This is a genomic window from Nonomuraea coxensis DSM 45129, from assembly GCF_019397265.1.
Classification (GTDB): domain Bacteria; phylum Actinomycetota; class Actinomycetes; order Streptosporangiales; family Streptosporangiaceae; genus Nonomuraea; species Nonomuraea coxensis.
In genome coordinates this window covers 7,018,913-7,034,783 of the sequence record NZ_CP068985.1, presented here as the reverse complement: position 1 = coordinate 7,034,783, position 15,871 = coordinate 7,018,913, and the positions used below count along the sequence as shown (strand labels likewise).

The window sequence follows — 15,871 nt, the reverse complement described above, 5'->3', positions numbered from 1 at the left end:
CCGCACCGCATCGCACCAGTGGGAAGACGGAGAAAAAGCACAGTGTCGCCCGAGACGTGGCCGGCCCGCCACGCCGCACCGCCGGGTCCCGCAGCGCTGTCGGACTCCGCCGCGCCCGCCGCGCCCGCCGCGCCCGCCGCGCCCGCTGGGCCGCCGGAGCTCGTGGCCCTGCCGGACCCCGCGGCGCTCGCTGATCCCGGGCGTCGTGGGGCCATTCGGGCGACCGCACTGGCGATCGGGGCGGCCCGCCGTACCGTGGTCATCGGCTCCGGCGGCGGCTCCGGACCGGCGCGGGTCCTCGGCCAGCTCGGGCTCACCCTGGGGCGCGACGTCCGGCTCGCTCTCGGCTCGACCACGGCCCAAGCCGTCCAGGTGTCGCAGTTGCAGGCGGGCGACTGCCTGGTCGTGCTCCAGCTCTGGCGCCTGGTCCGCGGGCTGCGCGGCCTGACCCGGCTGGGCAGGGAGCGCGGGGCCACCGTCTGCGTCCTGACCGGCCTGCGTTCCTCGCCGCTCGCCGAGGACGCCCACCACCTGATCGTCACGCCCGTCGAGGGCTTTCGCGGCGGTCCCTCCCTCGCGGGGATGGTCGCGGCCGTCCACGCCGTCCTGGCCGAGCTCGCCGCCGCCGGTCCCCTCGCCGCCGTCGCGACGCGCCCGCCGCGACCCGGTCTCATGGACGAGCGGCCCTGACCTCGCCGGTGAGGCCGCCCAGCCCGGGGGGCTCCTGGGCAACCGTGCCGGCCCGTGCCATGCTGACGAGAGCCCGGTGCCGGATGGTCTGGGCGTCGGGGCTCGCTCCGTACTCTGCCGGGTGAGGAGGCGCTGGCGTGCGAGTCGTCGTCATCGGCGCGGGGGTCGTGGGATCGGCGGTCGCGGCGGGGCTGACCCGGCGCGGCGCGCGGGTCGCCGTCCTGGAGGCGCGCACCCCGGGATCGGGCACCTCCGCCACCTCCATGGCCTGGGTCAACGCCAACAACAAGCGGCCCGAGGCGTACTTCCGTCTCAACCACGCCGGGGTCCTGGCCCACCACGACCTGCCGGGCCCGTGGTTCTTCCCCACCGGCCATCTCGAACGCGCCACGAGCGACGAGCACAAGGAGTTGCTGGAGGCGCGGGTGGCGCGGCTGGCGGCCACGGGCTACCCGGTGGAGCGGGTGACCGCGGCGCGGGCCCGCGATCTGGAACCCGACCTGGTACGGCCCCCCGGAGCCGAGTACGCGTTCTTCCCCGCCGAGGCGCACGTTCACCCGATGCGGCTGATCGGGCGGCTGCTGGGCGAGGCCCGCGACGGCGGCGCGGCGGTCGAGTACGGCGCCGAGGTCACGGCGATCGAGGCGTCGGCGTCCGGGGTGAGGGTGACCGTGGCGGATGGGCGGGCGTTCGGCGGCGACGCCGTCGTGACCTGCGCCGGACGCTGGACGCAGGGGGTGGCGGCGCTGGCCGGGGCGTACGTGCCCATGCTGGACCCGGCCACGTCCGGCCGCCTCACCAACGGCTTCCTCGTCACCACGGCGCCGGTGCCGGCCCGCCTGTCCCGGATGCTCACCACGTCCGGGCTGAACCTGCGCCCCGACGGGGCCGGCCGCCTCGTGCTCCAGGCCCTGGGGTTGGACGGGCGGGCCGATCCAGCCGCGCCGGTGCCGGCCGACGTCCGTGACGCGATCCTGGCCAGGCTGCCGGCCGCGCTGCGTGCCACCGAGGGCGCCACGGCCGAGCGGGCGGTCGTGGGGCAGCGCGCCCTCCCCGGCGACGGCCTGACGGTGGCGGGCTTCGCCGACCCGGCGCGGCGCGTGTACATCGTGGCCACCCACAGTGGCGTCACCCTCGCCCCGCTGCTCGGGCGGGAGATCGCCGCCGAGCTGTACGGCGAGGAGTCCGCGCTGCTCGCCCCCTTCCGCCCCGGCCGCTTCGCCGACGGCACCGCCGGCCCGGCACCCGTCCCGGCCCGCCGCGCCGGGGAGCAGTGACCCCGTCGCGCCGCGCGGGGGAGTAGACCCACCCCATCGCGAAACCCCGTTCTCCCGCAGGTCACAGCCTGTGGCGTCATCGCATGCCGCCAAGAGCGGTTGTGAGTGACGTCATCATGGTGTCATAGTGGCGTCATGGACCTCGCTCCTTACGTCGATCGCCTCCGCCGCGAGCTCGCCGTCGCCGCAGGGGCGGGCGGCGAGGACGTGCGCGCGCTGGCCGAACGCCTCTCCGCCGCGCTCGAACCGGCCGCCAGGCTCGCGCTGCTGGAGGCGCTGTCCGCCGCCGCGGACGAGATCACCCGCGACCTCGCGCCCGGCTCGGTCGAGGTGCGCCTGCGCGGGCGCGACCCCGACTTCGTCGTGACGCCACCGCCGGGCGGCGGCGGCCCGTACGAGGAGGACGGCGACCTCGCCCGCCCGCCCGCCCCGCCCGTGACACCGGCGCCGCCCGACGCCGACGAGGGCGGCACCTCCCGGATCTCGCTCCGGGTGCCCGAACATCTCAAGCCGCGCATCGAGGAGGCGGCCGGCCGCGAGGGGCTGTCGGTCAACGCCTGGCTGGTCCGGGCCGTGGCCGCCGCGCTCGACGCCGGCGAGCCCGGCCGCCGCCCCGGCCGCCCGGGCCGCCCGCCGCAGCCGCAGCCCGGCCGGCGCTACAGCGGCTGGGTGAGCTGATGGCCACGCCGACCCATGACCAGGGAGGAGCCGCGATGACGACCTCTACGCCGGCCTTCGACACACCGGAGCCCATCCACGTCCTCATCGACGTGCCGGCCGCGGTCGTCAGGATCACCGCGAGCGACCGCGCCGACACGGTCGTCGAGGTCCGCCCGTCCGACGAGTTCGACGACGCCGACGTCGAGGCCGCGCGGGACGTCCAGATCGACCACGCAGGCGGCCGCCTCCTCGTCCGCGCCGACCCGGCCTCGCCCAGCTCGGCGCCCGGCTGGGGGCTGTCGTTCGGCAGGCTCGTCGAGTCGCCCGCGAGCTGGGCGCGTTCGCTGCTGCGCGGGCAGGGCTCGGTGCAGGTGGCGATCCACCTGCCCGCGGGCTCCCGCGTGGACGCCAGGGCGGCGGCGGGCCTGCACTGCCGCGGGCCGCTCGGCCAGGTGGCCTACACCGCCTCCTACGGCGACATCCGCGTCGAGCAGGCCGGCCGCCTGCGGCTCAGGACCACCCACGGCGACATCTCGGTCGAGCGCGCCGCCGGGCACGCCGAGGTCACCACGACCAACGGCGACATCCGCCTCGGCCGGATCGACGGCACCGCGGTCGTCAAGAGCGCCCACGGCGACGTACGCATCGGCGAGGTGACCGGCGAGCTGCGCCTCAACACCGCCTACGGCGAGGTCACGATCGACCGCGCGCCGGCCGGCGTCGTCGCGAAGACCGCGTACGGCGACGTGAACATCGGCGAGGTGATCTCCGGCGCGGTCGTCATGGAGACCGCCGGCGGCGGTCTCGACGTCGGCATCGGCGAGGGGAGCGCCGCCTGGCTGGACGTCAGCTCCAAGCACGGCGTCGTGGACGTCCGCCTGGACCCCGCCGACGGTCCCGGCACCGCCGAGAACGTCGTCGAGGTGCGCGCCCACACCGCCTACGGCGACATCGTCATCCACCGTTCCTGACCCGAACCATCTGAGGAGGACTTCCGATGACCGACGCGATCACGGCCACCGGCCTGGTCAAGAGATTCGGCGGCGTGACCGCCCTCGACGGCCTGGACCTGGCCGTGCCCGAGGGGACGGTGTTCGGGCTGCTCGGACCCAACGGCGCGGGCAAGACGACGGCCGTGAGGATCCTGACCACGTTATTGAGACCGGACGCGGGGCGGGCCACGGTGGCGGGGCTCGACGTGGTCCGCGACGCCGCCCGGCTGCGCGCCCGCATCGGCGCCTCCGGCCAGTACGCCGCCGTCGACGACCACCTCACCGGCGCCGAGAACCTGGAGATGGTCGGCCGCCTCTACCATCTGGGCGCGCGGCGCAGCCGGGAGCGCGCCCGTGAGCTGCTGGAGCGCTTCGACCTGACCGACGCCGCCGACCGTCCGGTGGGGGGCTGGTCGGGCGGCATGCGGCGGCGGCTCGACCTGGCCGGCGCGCTGGTCGCGAGCCCGCCCGTGCTGTTCCTCGACGAGCCCACGACCGGCCTCGACCCCCGGGCCCGCACGGGTCTCTGGGTCGTCATCGCCGAGCTCGTCGCGGAGGGCGCGACGGTGCTGCTCACCACCCAGTACATGGAGGAGGCCGACCGGCTCGCCGGCCGGATCGCGGTCGTCGACCAGGGGCGGGTGATCGCGGGAGGCACCGCCGACGAGCTGAAGGACCAGGTCGGCGGCGACCGCGTCGAGCTGTCGGTGACCGGCCGGGCCGACCTGGAGGCGGCCACGCGGGTGCTGGCGCCGCTGGCCGTCGAGGACATCCAGGTCGACGCCGCCGCCCTCCGGATGACCGTCCCGGTCACCGGCGGCGCGGCGGCGCTGGCCGAGGCGCTCGGCCGGCTGGCCGCCGAGCGGATCGCGGTCCGCGACGCGGGCCTGCGCCGCCCGACCCTGGACGACGTGTTCCTGACCCTGACCGGCCAGGGGGCCGGCCCGATCGAGGAGACCGTCCGATGAACGCCCTCCGGCTCGCCGCCGCCGACGGCGCCACCATCGCCAGGCGCAACGCGCTGAAGATCCGGCGCGCGCCCGACCTGCTGGGCGGCGTGATCACGCTGCCCATCGTGTTCGTGCTGCTGTTCGCCTACGTCTTCGGCAGCATGATCAGCCTGCCCGGCATGTCGTACGGCGAATATCTGCTTCCCGGCATCTTCGTCATGACGATCGTCATGAGCGCCCAGATCACCGGCTACACGCTGACCCAGGACCTCCAGAAGGGCATCTTCGACCGGTTCCGCACGCTGCCGATGTCGCCCTCGGCGGTGCTGATCGGCCAGACCGTCAGCGACGTGATCATGAATCTGACCAGCGTCGTCACGATGGCGCTCGTCGGGCTCGCGGTCGGCTGGCGGATCCACAGCTCGCCGGGGGAGGCCGCGCTCGGCTTCCTCATGCTGCTGCTGTTCTCCTACGCCTTCTCGTGGGTGACCGCGACGGTCGCGCTGGTCCTGCGCACGCCCGAGGTGTTCAACAACGTCGCCACGATCGTGTCGTTCCCGATCGTGTTCCTGTCCAACGCCTTCGTCGACAGCGACCGCCTGCCGGGGCCGCTCAAGCCGATCGCCGAGTGGAACCCGGTCTCCACGCTGATCCAGGGCGCGCGCGAGCTGTTCGGCAACACCAGCGCGGCCATGCCCGTGCCCGACGTCTGGCCGCTGCGGCACGCGGTGGCGGCGTCGCTGCTCTGGTCGGTGCTGCTGCTGGTGGTGTTCGTGCCGCTCGCCACACGGCTCTACCAGCGGGCGGTCAGCCGCTGACCCGCCCGCCGGGCGGCGGCGCGGCCCCCTGCTCAGCCGCGGTCGGGGGCCGCGCCGTCGAGGACGTGGTCGATGCGGGCGGCGAGCTCGACGTCCCGCGCCGTCACCCCGCCCGCGCTGTGGGTGGACAGCCGGAACCTGATGCCGTCGGCGGTGTGCTCGATCTCCGGATGGTGGTCGAGCACCGCGGCCTCGTTCATCACGGCCTCGGTCAGCCACCCGTGGCTGTCCGGCGTCACCGGCACGTCCTTCAGCAGGGCGTCGCCCTCGCGCCGCCAGCCCTCCAGCGCCACCAGCGCGGTGTCGATGTCCTCGTCGGTCAAGAGCCCCTCGGCCATGTCGCCTCCCGTGTCGTGATCCGCTTCTCGCCTACCACGGGCGGGGCCGTTCACACCTCGGATCAGTCGGCGAGGTAGCTGATCGAGCCGACCTCGTAGCCGCTGGACCTGGTGCCGCGCACGTGCATCAGCATCGCGCCGCCCTCGTACGAGTAGGCGCACGCGAACCCCTTGGGCTCGGCCGTGCATCCCTGGAAGTGGTGGGCGACGCCGCGCGGGTCGTACCTGACCTTGAAGAGCGTCTTCACCGCGCCCGTGGAGGCGACCTCCAGGGCGCTGTAGCGGTCGCCGTGCCGCCAGGCGGCGAAGAGCCGCGTGGCCGCCGTGGCCGGCTTGGTGACGTGCCGCGACCGGTAGACCTTCGTGACCTTGGAGCCTTTCACCACCATCGCGAGGCCGTCGAGCCCGCCCGGCACCCGCACGCTCGTGTGCGTGAACCGGCACACCGCGCCGGAGCAGCCGGCGAAGCGGTCGGGCGCGCGGTAGGGGTAGCTGAAGATCGAGGCGACGGCGGCCGGGGTGGCCACCTTCGCGGCGGCCGCGCGGTCGGCGGCCAGCCAGGCGCGGAACAGCTTGTTCGCCACGCCCGCGGGCGCGGCGGCGGGAGCGGCGGAAGGAGCGGCGGAGGCGGGGCCGGCGGCGGTGAGCGTCATCGTCGCGGCCGCCGCGAGCGCGGCGCCGCCGAGAACCAGTCGTCTGTACACGGGCCGACCCTAAGGCCGGCGTCTTGCGCGCCGATTGCCCCCCGCTTGCAGCTCACCCGCCGCGCTCGACCGGCTCGGGCCGCTCGTCGTCGTCCATCTTCCTCGTGTCGCGCGGCTCCACGTACGGCTCCCGCTCCGGCGGCTGCCCCGCGCCGATCGCCCGCTCCCTGGCCAGCTCGGCGTCGAACTCCACCCCGAGCAGCACGGCCACGTTCGACAGCCACAGCCAGATCATGAAGACGATCACCCCGCCCATGGCGGCGTACGTCGTGCCGTAGGAGCCGAAGTTCGCCACGTAGAACGCGAACCCGGCCGAGACCACGATCCACACCACCACGGCGAGCGCGCTGCCCGGCGTGATCCACCGGAACCCGGGATGCCGCACGTTCGGCGCCGACCAGTACAGCAGCGCCAGCACGACGACGACCACCGCGACCAGCAGCGGCCACTTGGCGAAGCTCCACACGGTGAGCGCCGCCGGCCCGAACCCGAGGAGGTCCCCGGCCCGCTCGGCGAGCCCGCCGGTGAGGACCACGGCGACCGCGCCGACCGCCATCAGCACCACCAGGGCCGCCGTGATGGCCAGCCGCAGCGGCAGGGTCTTCCAGATCGGGCGGCCCTCGGGCATCTCGTACACGACGTTCGAGGCCCGCATGAACGCGCCGACGTACCCGGAGGCCGACCAGAGGGCGACGGCGAGGCTGACCACCAGGGCGAAGCCCGCCGCCTGCCGGTGCTCCTGCAACGCCACCAGCGCCTGCCGGAGGATCTCCTGGGCCGGGCCGGGCGCCATCGGCTCCAGCGTGTCCATCAGCGGCCCGATCACCGACTGGCCGAAGACCCCGAGCAGGGACACCACGGCCAGCAGCGCCGGGAAGATCGACAACATCGCGTAGTACGTCAGCGCCGCCGCCCAGTCGGTCAGCCGGTCGTCCTGGAACTCCTTCACGGTCCGCCGCAGCACACCCCACCAGGAACGGGTGCGCAGCTCGGCGGGCCCGTCAGGGGCCCGCCGGGAGTTCCGGGTGGTGAGGCGTTCCGCCATGGCATCTGCCCTTGCTGCTCGGTGCTCGTCGTCGTGAGGAAGAAAAAGGCGCCCCCGGCCCCGCCGGCTGTGGGGCCGGGGGCCGCTCTCAGGCGCTGCGGTGGTGGTCGGTCACCTGGCGGGCCTGCTCGCGCGCGTGCTGCGCGGTCTCGCCCGCCGCCTCGGAGGCGGTCTGCCGCACCTGCTCGGCGGCCTGGCCGGCCACCTCCCTGGCCTCCTGGCCGAGCTGCCGCGCGCTCTCCCGCCCGGCCTCCACGACCGGCTCCAGCACGTCGCCGACCTGCTCGCGGAGCTGCCCGACGGCCTGCTCCTCGGCCTGCGTGCGCGGGATGAGCGCGGCGGCCAGCAGGCCCGCGCCGAACGCGATCAGCCCGGCGGCCAGCGGGTTGCCCTGCGTGCCGCGCATCGCCTGCTCCGGCGCGGCCCGCACCGCCTCGGCGGCCTGGTGGGCGCCGTGCGTCACGGCGCCGGCGCCCTGGTGGGCCCGGTCGGCGGCGTAGGACGGCGTGCCCATGACCCGCTCGCGGAACGAGCGCGCCGCGCGCCGCACGCCCTCGGTCCGCCGCCGCGCGATGCGGGACGGGCTCGTCCGGTCGGCGAGCCGGTCGACGTCGGCGGCCAGCTCGGCGCGCGTGGCCGCGATCTCGCTTCTCATTTCCTCAGGTCGCGTGCCCATTGCGCGTCCTCCTTGAGCGTCTCGATGGTCTGCTCGGGCTTGGGTTCGACCTCGCGCATCCGGTTGCGTCCGGTCGTGTACAGCACGCCGGCGGCGACGGCCCAGATCACCGCGACGATGAACGCCGCCCAGCCCAGGTCCATGACGTTGCCCAGGCCGAACATGACGGCCAGGGTCAGCAGCAGCGCCGTCATGGCGCCGGCGAACCCGGCGCCGCCGAGCAGCCCGCCGGCCTTGCCCGCCTTGGTGGCCTCCTGGCGGATCTCCGCCTTGGCCAGCGCCACCTCCTGGCGGAACAGTTTGGAGATGTCCTCGCCGATCTGGCCGATCAACTGGCCGAGCGTCGGTTCCTCGTGGTGCGCGGTCATGGCAGGTCACTCCCGGCGCCGTAGGTGGGGGGAGTGGAACGCGGCGGCACCTGCCTGGGCTGCTCGGGGCCGGGCACCGCCGGTCCCGGCTCCTCGTACGCGGGCGGGACCACGGGCCTGGTGTCCTGCCGGCTGAAGGCGTCGCCGACCGGCGCGGGCCCCGCAGGCTCGGGCTGCACGACGGGCGCGGGGGCGCTCGGCACGGTGCCGGTGGAGGACAGCGGGGAGCGCTCCCCCTGGCCGGTCTCCGTCTCGGTGCTCTCGTTCGCGGTCTTCATGATCCGGCCCACCAGGAAGCCGGCGGCGAGCGCCCCGGCGAGGAACGCGCCGGGACGGCGGCGGGCGAAGCTCTGCACGTCGTCGACCACGCCGGCGAGGCCGTTGCGGTCCAGGTAGTCGGCGGCCCGGTGGCCCTGGCCGGCGATCTGCCGCACGACGCCGGTGACCGGGGAGTCGGGCTTGGCGTGGTCCTGCAGCGACGACAGGTCCTCGGACCACTGCCGCAGGCTCTGGGCGGCGCGCTGGCTCTGGTGCTCGGACTGCTCGCGCACCCGGTTGCGCAGCTCGTTGACGGCGCGGCGGGTCTGGTTCTTCGCCTCGTCCGCGACCTGCGCGGTCCGTTCCACGGCGGTGCCCGCCACCTCGCGGGCGGCGTCCTTGCCCTGTTGGAGCGTTCCTTCCTGTGGAGAGGCCGGTCGCCCGGTCCCCGTCGGATACTCGCTCATGGGATGCCTCCTCGTGCGACTGATGTCGCCTGCGGCTACCCAGAGCGTCAACAACAAACCAAAACCGCCCTAATGCAGGGCAAAGCGGGCTCCTGGTCGCCTACCACAGCACCCAGGGGCTCTCCAGGCCGCCGCCGAACGTGCCGGTGCCGGTCCGCCGCCAGCGCTGGCGTACGTCGATCTTCGCGCCGCCCTGCGGGATCCTGACCTGGAACGGCCCGCACGTCGCCACCCCGCCCGCGCCCGTGGGAGCGACGTCCGCGCAGGTGAAGGGGGCCGAAACGTTGGTGTCGCCGTCGGTGTCGTAGAGCTGGACGTGGATGTCGGAACCAGCGGCGTTCGCGCCGCGAAGCCGGCCCTGGAGGTGGAAGACGTCGCCGACCAGGGCCACGCACGGGGACATCTCGACGCCGTCGGCCGCCCGCCCCCAGGAGCGGCACTGCCACTGCGGGGCCGTCGCGGGCTGCCGGGACGGCTCGGCCGGGCGGCCCTCCTCCACGGGATCCTCGGTCACGGACGGGGACGCGGCCGCGCGGGGGGTGCGTACGGTCTTCCTGGGCGGGTCGGTCGAGGGCCGCCGGGCGGGCGTCGCCGGCGTGGTGGTGCGCGGGGTGCGGACGGACGCCGTCGGGCTCTTCAGCGCGCGCATGGAGCCGTTCTCCGGCGTGATCGCGGTCGTGACGGGCGGCGGTACGGCGTCGAGGGCGGCCTCGGCGTCGGCCGCCCCCTTCGGGTCCGGCCCGCGCCACGGCGCCACGACGGCCACAGCGGTGCCGGTGAGCGCCAGCGCCGCGACCGTGGCCGCGACCACGGCCAGGGGCCGCCGGGGCCGCCGTCCCGACACGCCGGTGACGGCCCGCGACCGATCACCGCCTGTCCCCGCCGCGGCACGAGTCCCCGGCGAGCCCGGCGCCCCGGTCAGGGCGGGCGCCCCGGAAGGGACAGGAGGGCCCGGTACGCCGGACGCGCTGGGAGCGCCTGAAGGGGAGGAGATCGGAGGCAGGGGCTCGGAGGGGGCGGGTAACGCGGCGAGGGGGCCGGAAGCGGAGGAAGGGAGAGGCTCGGAGGTGGTGGAGGGGGAGTCGGTGCGGGGGATCGGGGGGAGGGCGGGGTGGCCGGCCAGGGACGGCGCCGCCTCGGCCAGCGCCCGCGCCACCGCCGCCGCCTCCGGCCGCGCGCCCGGCTCCTTGGCGACGCAGGCCACGATGACCTGCCACAGCGCGTCCGGCATCCCCGGCAGCCGCCGCGGCATGCTGGACGCGTGCTGCCTGAGCAGCGCCATCGGGTGCTCCCCGACGAACGGCGGCCGCCCGGCGAGCAGCTCGTAAAGGATCAGGCCGAGGGCGTACACGTCCACCGCGGGCGTCGCGGCGTCGCCGCCGGCGATCTCGGGCGCCAGGTACGCGGGCGTGCCAATGATCGACGACGTCTGCGTCAGGCCGGGCCCGTGCACGATGCGCGCCACCCCGAAGTCGGTCAGCCGGGCCCGCCCGGTGCCCGCGTCGATGAGCACGTTCCCCGGCTTGACGTCGCGGTGCGCCACCCCGGCGGCGTGCGCCGCGGCCAGGGCCGCGGCGATCCCGGCCAGCAGCCGGGCGGCCTCCCCGGGAGGCAGCGTGCCGCGCCGCCGGAGCAGGCCGCGCAGGTCGCCGCCCTCGACGAGGTCCATGACCAGGGCGAGCCGGTCGCCCTCGATGACGAAGTCGCGCACGGTGACGATGTTGGGGTGGCGCAGGGCGCGCATGACGTTGCGTTCCTGGACGAAGCGCAGCACCAGGTCGGCATCGCCGGCGAGCCCGTCGCGCAGCAGCTTCACCGCCACGACGTCCCCGGTGTCGCGCTCGCGCGCCCGCCAGACCGTGCCCATGCCCCCGGCGCCGATCTCCTCCAGCAGTGTGTAGCGGCTTCCCAGGAACGACTCCGACCCGTCCTGCCCCATGAGCTGTGCTCCCCCCGTGCCGTGCGACGGAGATCAACTATAAGGATTTCACCTTGGCGAAACCTTAAGCGAACAGCGAACGGGTACATTGCCGCCATCCTCACGAACATCGATCCCTTCATCGGCACAGCGGCCACCGACCTGCCTCGCGCACGCGGTCTCGCCGCCACGTGGTGGTGGCCGAAACCACAGGTCGGCAACACCCACCCAGGGGCGACCTCGCCGCTCGGCATGGTCTCCGCCTGCGCCTACTCCGGCGCCTACCCCACGGGCTACGGCCGCTACGCCAAGAACACCGAGGGCGTGCCCGAGGAGATGTTCGAGCGGCTCCAGGCGTCCGGGTTCACCCACTTCCAGCAGTCCGGCACCGGCGCGATCCGCAAGTACTACAACTACGTCCGGGTCACCCCGATGGTGCAGCCGCTGGACGACCTCAACGAGTCCTGGCCGCTGCACGACGAGGTGGCCGAGGCGGGCTACTACGCCGCCACCCTCGACACCGGCATCCGCTGCGAGCTGACCGTGGGCACCAAGGTCGCCGTGCACCGCTACACCTTCCCCGAGCACTCCAGCGCCCGCGTGGTGATCGACCTGTCCTGCGGCGGCCTCGGCATCGACCTCGGCCGCACCGTGCCGGTCCGGGCGCAGGCCGAGAGCATGGGGCACGGCCGCGCGCAGGGCACGGTGGTGATGGAGGGCGTCCCGCTGTCGGTCTACCTGGAGGTGGACAGCCCCGGCTGGCGGCAGATGCTCTGGTACGACCGCCGTCTCATCCACGGCGGCACCCGCCTCGACTTCGACAGCATCCGGCAGACCACGCTCCGCCCGTTCGGCATGCTCTTCATGGGCCCGGCCAGGGCGGGGCAGACGGTCGAGGTGCGGCTCGGGTTCTCGCTGCGCGGCTGCGAGCAGGCCCGCCACAACCTCGAACGCGAGTGCGGCCAGGCGAGCCCCGCCTTCGACACGGTGCGCCTGCGCACCCGCGCCCGCTGGGGCGACCATCTCGACCGCGTCCAGGTCGAGGGCGGCACGCCCGCCCGCCGCACGGTCTTCGGCACCGCGCTCTACCACGCGCTGATCAAGCCGTGTTTCGGCGACGACGAGAGCCCGTTCTGGCCGACCCCCGGGCCGTTCGCCTTCGACGTGTGCACCATGTGGGACATCTACAAGACCCAGCTCCCGCTGCTGTCCGCCATCGTCCCCGAGCGGGCCGGCGACCTGCTGGAGTCGCTGATCCGGGTCTGCGAGGAGGAGGGCAACTTCCCGATCGGCTACCGCATGGCCCGCGGCGCCGACCGGTTCTTCCGCCAGGCGAGCGCGCTCGTCCACACGGCGCTGGCCGACGCCCACGCGCTCGGCCGCACCGCGCTCGACTGGAACTGGGCGCTCGTGCACATGGTCGGCGACCTGCGCCGCATGTACGGCGAGGACTTCTTCGAGCACGGCGTGGTGCACCCCATCACCCACACCCTCGACCTGGCCTACGCCCACCACTGCACCGCCCAGGTCGCCCGCGCGCTCAACGACCGCCGCCTGGCCGACGACCTGGAGCGGCGCGGCCGTCAGTGGACCAACGCCTTCGACCCCGGCACCGGCCTGCTGCGCGACTCGGAGTTCTACGAGGGCGGCAAGTGGAACTACTCCTTCCGCCTGCTGCACGACATGGCCGCCCGCATCGCGCTGGCCGGCGGCGACAAGGAGTTCGTCGACAAGCTCGACCAGTTCTTCGGCTTCGGCGCGCGGCCGGTGCGGCAGCCGGGCCGGCGCCCCGACCCGGCGGAGATGGCGGCCGGCTACGCGCTCAACCGGTTCGAGGGGCTGAACAACGAGCCCGACATGGAGGCGCCCTGGGCCTACCACTACGCGGGCCGGCCCGACCGCACCGCCGAGGTGGTGCACGCGGCGCTGACCTGGCAGTTCGGCACCGGGCCAGGCGGCCTGCCGGGCAACGACGACTCCGGCGGCCTCAGCTCCTGGTACGTGTGGGCGTCGCTGGGCCTGTTCCCGGTCGCCGGGCAGAGCCTGTTCCTGCTCAACGCGCCCGCCTTCGAACGGGCCGTGCTCCGCACCGGCGACGGCGAGCTCGTCGTCGAGACCAGCGGCCACCGTGAGACCCCGATCGGCGTGGACGGCCCGGAAGGCCACCCGCCCCCGCAGTACGTGCAGTCGGCGACGCTCGACGGCAAGCCCCTGCACGCGACGCACCTGGACGCCGCCACCGTGCACCGCGGCGGCGTCCTCCACCTCCGGCTCGGACCGGAGCCGTCGGCGTGGGGCCAGGAGCTCCGGCCCCCGTCTCTTTCCGATCCACCCGCGACATAGGAGGGAGCGCGATGATCCCCTCGCATCGCCGTCTCGTCATCGTGGTCAGGGCCGACCCGGTCATCTGCGGTCACTCGGGTGAAGCACGCAACCTCGCCGAGGTGGCGTTGACCCGCGGGTTCACCGACGTGCGGCTGCTGACGTGGCCGATCCCCGCGTTGCGGGCGGCCGGGTTGCCGCTCAAGCCGCTGGACCGGCTGCTGCCGTACAGTCCCGGCATCACCGTGGAGCGGCCGGAGCCGGTCGGCGACTACCGGGTGCCCGACGGGCGCCATCAGTCGGGGCTCACCGGGCGGCTGGTCGAGCTGCTGGCCGAGCCGGTGCCGACGACCTGCCTGTCGATGTACCTCGCGCCGCACACGTCGGTGGTCGTGGACGCGGTCGCGTCCGCCCGCGCCGCCGGTTACGCGCCCGACGTCCACACGATCGCCAAGGCGGTCGGCTCCGACGTCACCAACGTGATCCGCTCGTGCCTGCGCGAGGGCCGGTTCGGGGCGGCGACCGTGCTGTTCACCACGTTCCTCGCCAACGACGAGGTCGTCGCGGTCTCCGACTACACCAGGGACGAGATCATCGCCTCGGCCGAGCAGGTGGACGCGCACTGCGGCACCGGCTTCGCCGAGCAGTGCCGGCGGCGGGTGACGGTCAGCTACCCGCCGATCGACTCGACGGCCTTCCTCGACCTCGACCAGGCGGAGGTGGACGCCGCGCTCGCCCGCCGCGGGCTGGACCGCGACGGCTACGTGCTGTTCCTGTCCAGGGTGACCCGCGCGAAGGGCATCTATGAGCTGGTGACGGCCTTCTCGAGGGCGCGCTGCCGTTCGCGGGTGAAGCTGGTCGTCGCGGGCACGGGCCCGGCGCTGGCGGACATCCGGGCGCTGGCCGCGGCCGACGAGCGGGTGCTGTTCCTCGACGACGTGGACGACAGCGAGAAGGCGCTGCTCATGCACGGGTGCGCGGCCTACGCGCTGCCCACCAAGCCCGAGCCCGACTTCGTCGAGACCTTCGGCATCGCCCTCGCCGAGAAGATGCTGGCCGGCGGCGGGCCGATCATCACGACCACGACGGGCGGCACCGGGGAGGCGGTCGGCGACACCGCCGTCATCGTCCGGCCCGGTGACGTCGCGGGTCTGGCGGCGGCCCTCGACCGCGTGGTGCTGGACCTGTCGGCCGCCGAGCGGCACGACATGGAGATGCGCGCCCGTGCCCGCGCGCTGCGCTTCGACCGGGCGGCGGTGTTCGACGACCTCTTCCCGCAGACGCCGGTGATCGAGGTCGCCTGAAGCCCTCCGGCGGCGTACGACGAGCGGGCCTCGCGTCCCCGTGCGAGGCCCGCTGCCGCCGGTCGGGCGGGTGAGCGCCTACAGCGGCGGAAGGTCCTCGTCCCGCTTGCCGGAGCGGTCACGGTCACGGGTGATGCCCTCCTCGTCGATCTCCAGGTGCTCCTTGCGGACCGTCCCGCTCACCGTCTCCTCGTGCTCGACGGACTGCTTGCGCGCGTGGACGCGCTCCACGGGACGGGTCTCCTTGCCGATGACCGCGCGCTCCTCGTGCAGGGTCATGCTCTGCTCGTCCTCGCCGATCTCGTACGTGCCCGCGGCCATCTCGCCCTCGCGGATCGGCTCGCGCTCGATCACGATCTCCTCGTGGCTGAGCGGGACGGACTCCTGCACGGTCTCGGTCTCGACGTACTTGCGCAGCCGTACCCGGCCGCTCTCCACGGTCTCCTTGCCGATGCGGAGCTGCTCCTCGGACATGGTCATGTCGATCTCGCGATCGGCGATGTCCTCCGGGCGGCCCATGCCTCCAGGGCGTTCCATGCCTCCGGTGGCCGGCATGCCGGGCTTGGTGGGCGTGGTCGGTGCGGTCGGCGTGGTGGAGGCCGTCGGTGTGGTCCCTCTGGCGGGCCCGGCGGGCATGGTGGGCTTGGCGGGGCCGGGGACGTCTCCCGCGCGGCCTTCCGTCGTCGTGCGGCCCTCGCCGGTGGGCGACATGCTCCGCTGCGCGGGGACCGACGGCGGCTGGAGGCCGTAGTGCCGGTAGAGCCGCGCCTCCTCCTCGATGGACAGATGGCCGTCCACGTCGATGTTCGGCGCGTCCTTGATCTTGTCCTTGTCGAACGGGACGCGGATCTCGTCCCCGCTGCGGTGCGAGCCGGCCAGGGGCACGAAGGTCTCCTTCATGCCGAACATCCCGGTCCGGACGGTGACCCATTCCGGGTCGCCGGTGCGGTCGTTGAGATAGACCTGGCCTACCTGGCCGATGGACTGCCCGTCCGACCCTACGAGGTGGCAGTCGAACAGGTGCCGTATCTCTGTTTGCAGTGCCATGGCGATTTCCCCCGATTGTTCGTCTCATTCATGAGGC

The 15,871-nt window shown here is 74.2% G+C and carries 16 protein-coding genes; 8 read left to right on the top strand and 8 right to left on the bottom strand.

Translation table 11 applies throughout. The annotated features are described in order from the left end of the window. Positions 1-42 precede the first annotated feature (42 nt). The 6 genes from Nocox_RS32965 (at position 43) to Nocox_RS32940 (ending at position 5,387) form a co-directional block, all read left to right on the top strand. On the top strand, positions 43-690 hold the full coding sequence (locus Nocox_RS32965; protein ID WP_157383306.1) for a MurR/RpiR family transcriptional regulator: 648 nt from the start codon (positions 43-45) through the stop codon (positions 688-690). Between the two features lie 137 nt (positions 691-827). Then, positions 828-1,967, top strand: coding sequence for an NAD(P)/FAD-dependent oxidoreductase (locus tag Nocox_RS32960; protein WP_020545616.1), 1,140 nt, complete (start codon positions 828-830; stop codon positions 1,965-1,967). A 135-nt stretch (positions 1,968-2,102) separates the two neighbouring features. Next, positions 2,103-2,645: a hypothetical protein gene (locus Nocox_RS32955; RefSeq protein WP_020545615.1), complete on the top strand. Its 543-nt coding sequence runs from the start codon at positions 2,103-2,105 to the stop codon at positions 2,643-2,645. A 35-nt stretch (positions 2,646-2,680) separates the two neighbouring features. Next, positions 2,681-3,598, top strand: coding sequence for a DUF4097 family beta strand repeat-containing protein (locus Nocox_RS32950; protein WP_020545614.1), 918 nt, complete (start codon positions 2,681-2,683; stop codon positions 3,596-3,598). Between the two features lie 26 nt (positions 3,599-3,624). Continuing rightward, positions 3,625-4,587 carry a daunorubicin resistance protein DrrA family ABC transporter ATP-binding protein gene (locus Nocox_RS32945; RefSeq protein WP_020545613.1) on the top strand — a complete coding sequence of 321 codons (963 nt, stop codon included), beginning with the start codon at positions 3,625-3,627 and terminating at the stop codon, positions 4,585-4,587. Continuing rightward, positions 4,584-5,387 carry an ABC transporter permease gene (locus tag Nocox_RS32940; RefSeq protein ID WP_020545612.1) on the top strand — a complete coding sequence of 268 codons (804 nt, stop codon included), beginning with the start codon at positions 4,584-4,586 and terminating at the stop codon, positions 5,385-5,387. The genes Nocox_RS32945 and Nocox_RS32940 overlap by 4 nt, the downstream gene beginning before the upstream one ends. Positions 5,388-5,419: 32 nt before the next feature. Here the strand turns inward: Nocox_RS32940 and Nocox_RS32935 are convergent, their stop codons facing one another. From Nocox_RS32935 to Nocox_RS32905, 7 genes are all read right to left on the bottom strand, one after another. Beyond that, positions 5,420-5,725, bottom strand: a complete 306-nt coding sequence (locus Nocox_RS32935; protein ID WP_020545611.1) for a 4a-hydroxytetrahydrobiopterin dehydratase — start codon at positions 5,723-5,725, stop codon at positions 5,420-5,422. Positions 5,726-5,787: 62 nt separating this feature from the next. Next, positions 5,788-6,429, bottom strand: a complete 642-nt coding sequence (locus Nocox_RS32930; RefSeq protein WP_020545610.1) for a hypothetical protein — start codon at positions 6,427-6,429, stop codon at positions 5,788-5,790. Positions 6,430-6,481: 52 nt separating this feature from the next. Beyond that, positions 6,482-7,474 carry a YihY/virulence factor BrkB family protein gene (locus Nocox_RS32925; RefSeq protein WP_020545609.1) on the bottom strand — a complete coding sequence of 331 codons (993 nt, stop codon included), beginning with the start codon at positions 7,472-7,474 and terminating at the stop codon, positions 6,482-6,484. Between the two features lie 88 nt (positions 7,475-7,562). Next, positions 7,563-8,129 carry a DUF3618 domain-containing protein gene (locus Nocox_RS32920; protein WP_020545608.1) on the bottom strand — a complete coding sequence of 189 codons (567 nt, stop codon included), beginning with the start codon at positions 8,127-8,129 and terminating at the stop codon, positions 7,563-7,565. Then, entirely contained in the window at positions 8,126-8,518 is a 393-nt protein-coding gene (locus tag Nocox_RS32915; protein WP_020545607.1) for a phage holin family protein, read from the bottom strand. Before Nocox_RS32915 ends, Nocox_RS32920 begins: the two co-directional genes overlap by 4 nt. After that, positions 8,515-9,243, bottom strand: a complete 729-nt coding sequence (locus Nocox_RS32910; protein ID WP_157383305.1) for an ATP synthase subunit B family protein — start codon at positions 9,241-9,243, stop codon at positions 8,515-8,517. The genes Nocox_RS32915 and Nocox_RS32910 overlap by 4 nt, the downstream gene beginning before the upstream one ends. Positions 9,244-9,343: 100 nt before the next feature. After that, the gene (locus Nocox_RS32905; RefSeq protein ID WP_051112688.1) at positions 9,344-11,182 is read right to left on the bottom strand and encodes a serine/threonine-protein kinase; all 1,839 of its coding nucleotides are present in this window, start codon (positions 11,180-11,182) and stop codon (positions 9,344-9,346) included. A gap of 21 nt (positions 11,183-11,203) precedes the next feature. Between Nocox_RS32905 and Nocox_RS32900 the strand changes: the two genes are divergently transcribed. Together Nocox_RS32900 and Nocox_RS32895 are read left to right on the top strand one after the other, a co-directional pair. Next, a complete protein-coding gene (locus tag Nocox_RS32900; protein WP_211212764.1) occupies positions 11,204-13,504 on the top strand; it encodes a glycoside hydrolase domain-containing protein in 2,301 nt (766 codons plus the stop codon). 11 nt (positions 13,505-13,515) lie between these two features. Next, the gene (locus Nocox_RS32895) at positions 13,516-14,787 is read left to right on the top strand and encodes a glycosyltransferase (RefSeq protein WP_020545604.1); all 1,272 of its coding nucleotides are present in this window, start codon (positions 13,516-13,518) and stop codon (positions 14,785-14,787) included. A gap of 78 nt (positions 14,788-14,865) precedes the next feature. Here Nocox_RS32895 and Nocox_RS32890 read toward each other — a convergent pair whose 3' ends face one another. Beyond that, positions 14,866-15,834: a DUF2382 domain-containing protein gene (locus Nocox_RS32890; protein ID WP_020545603.1), complete on the bottom strand. Its 969-nt coding sequence runs from the start codon at positions 15,832-15,834 to the stop codon at positions 14,866-14,868. Between the last annotated feature and the right edge of the window lie 37 nt (positions 15,835-15,871).

Bases quoted from the DNA above. Each gene is read 5' to 3' on its own strand.
- Nocox_RS32945 (WP_020545613.1), top strand. From the start codon at position 3,625: ATGACCGACGCGATCACGGCCACCGGCCTGGTCAAGAGATTCGGCGGC.
- Nocox_RS32895 (WP_020545604.1), top strand. From the start codon at position 13,516: ATGATCCCCTCGCATCGCCGTCTCGTCATCGTGGTCAGGGCCGACCCG.
- Nocox_RS32890 (WP_020545603.1), bottom strand. From the start codon at position 15,834: ATGGCACTGCAAACAGAGATACGGCACCTGTTCGACTGCCACCTCGTA.
- Nocox_RS32905 (WP_051112688.1), bottom strand. From the start codon at position 11,182: ATGGGGCAGGACGGGTCGGAGTCGTTCCTGGGAAGCCGCTACACACTG.
- Nocox_RS32950 (WP_020545614.1), top strand. From the start codon at position 2,681: ATGACGACCTCTACGCCGGCCTTCGACACACCGGAGCCCATCCACGTC.
- Nocox_RS32955 (WP_020545615.1), top strand. From the start codon at position 2,103: ATGGACCTCGCTCCTTACGTCGATCGCCTCCGCCGCGAGCTCGCCGTC.
- Nocox_RS32910 (WP_157383305.1), bottom strand. From the start codon at position 9,243: ATGAGCGAGTATCCGACGGGGACCGGGCGACCGGCCTCTCCACAGGAA.
- Nocox_RS32915 (WP_020545607.1), bottom strand. From the start codon at position 8,518: ATGACCGCGCACCACGAGGAACCGACGCTCGGCCAGTTGATCGGCCAG.
- Nocox_RS32925 (WP_020545609.1), bottom strand. From the start codon at position 7,474: ATGGCGGAACGCCTCACCACCCGGAACTCCCGGCGGGCCCCTGACGGG.
- Nocox_RS32935 (WP_020545611.1), bottom strand. From the start codon at position 5,725: ATGGCCGAGGGGCTCTTGACCGACGAGGACATCGACACCGCGCTGGTG.
- Nocox_RS32940 (WP_020545612.1), top strand. From the start codon at position 4,584: ATGAACGCCCTCCGGCTCGCCGCCGCCGACGGCGCCACCATCGCCAGG.
- Nocox_RS32920 (WP_020545608.1), bottom strand. From the start codon at position 8,129: ATGAGAAGCGAGATCGCGGCCACGCGCGCCGAGCTGGCCGCCGACGTC.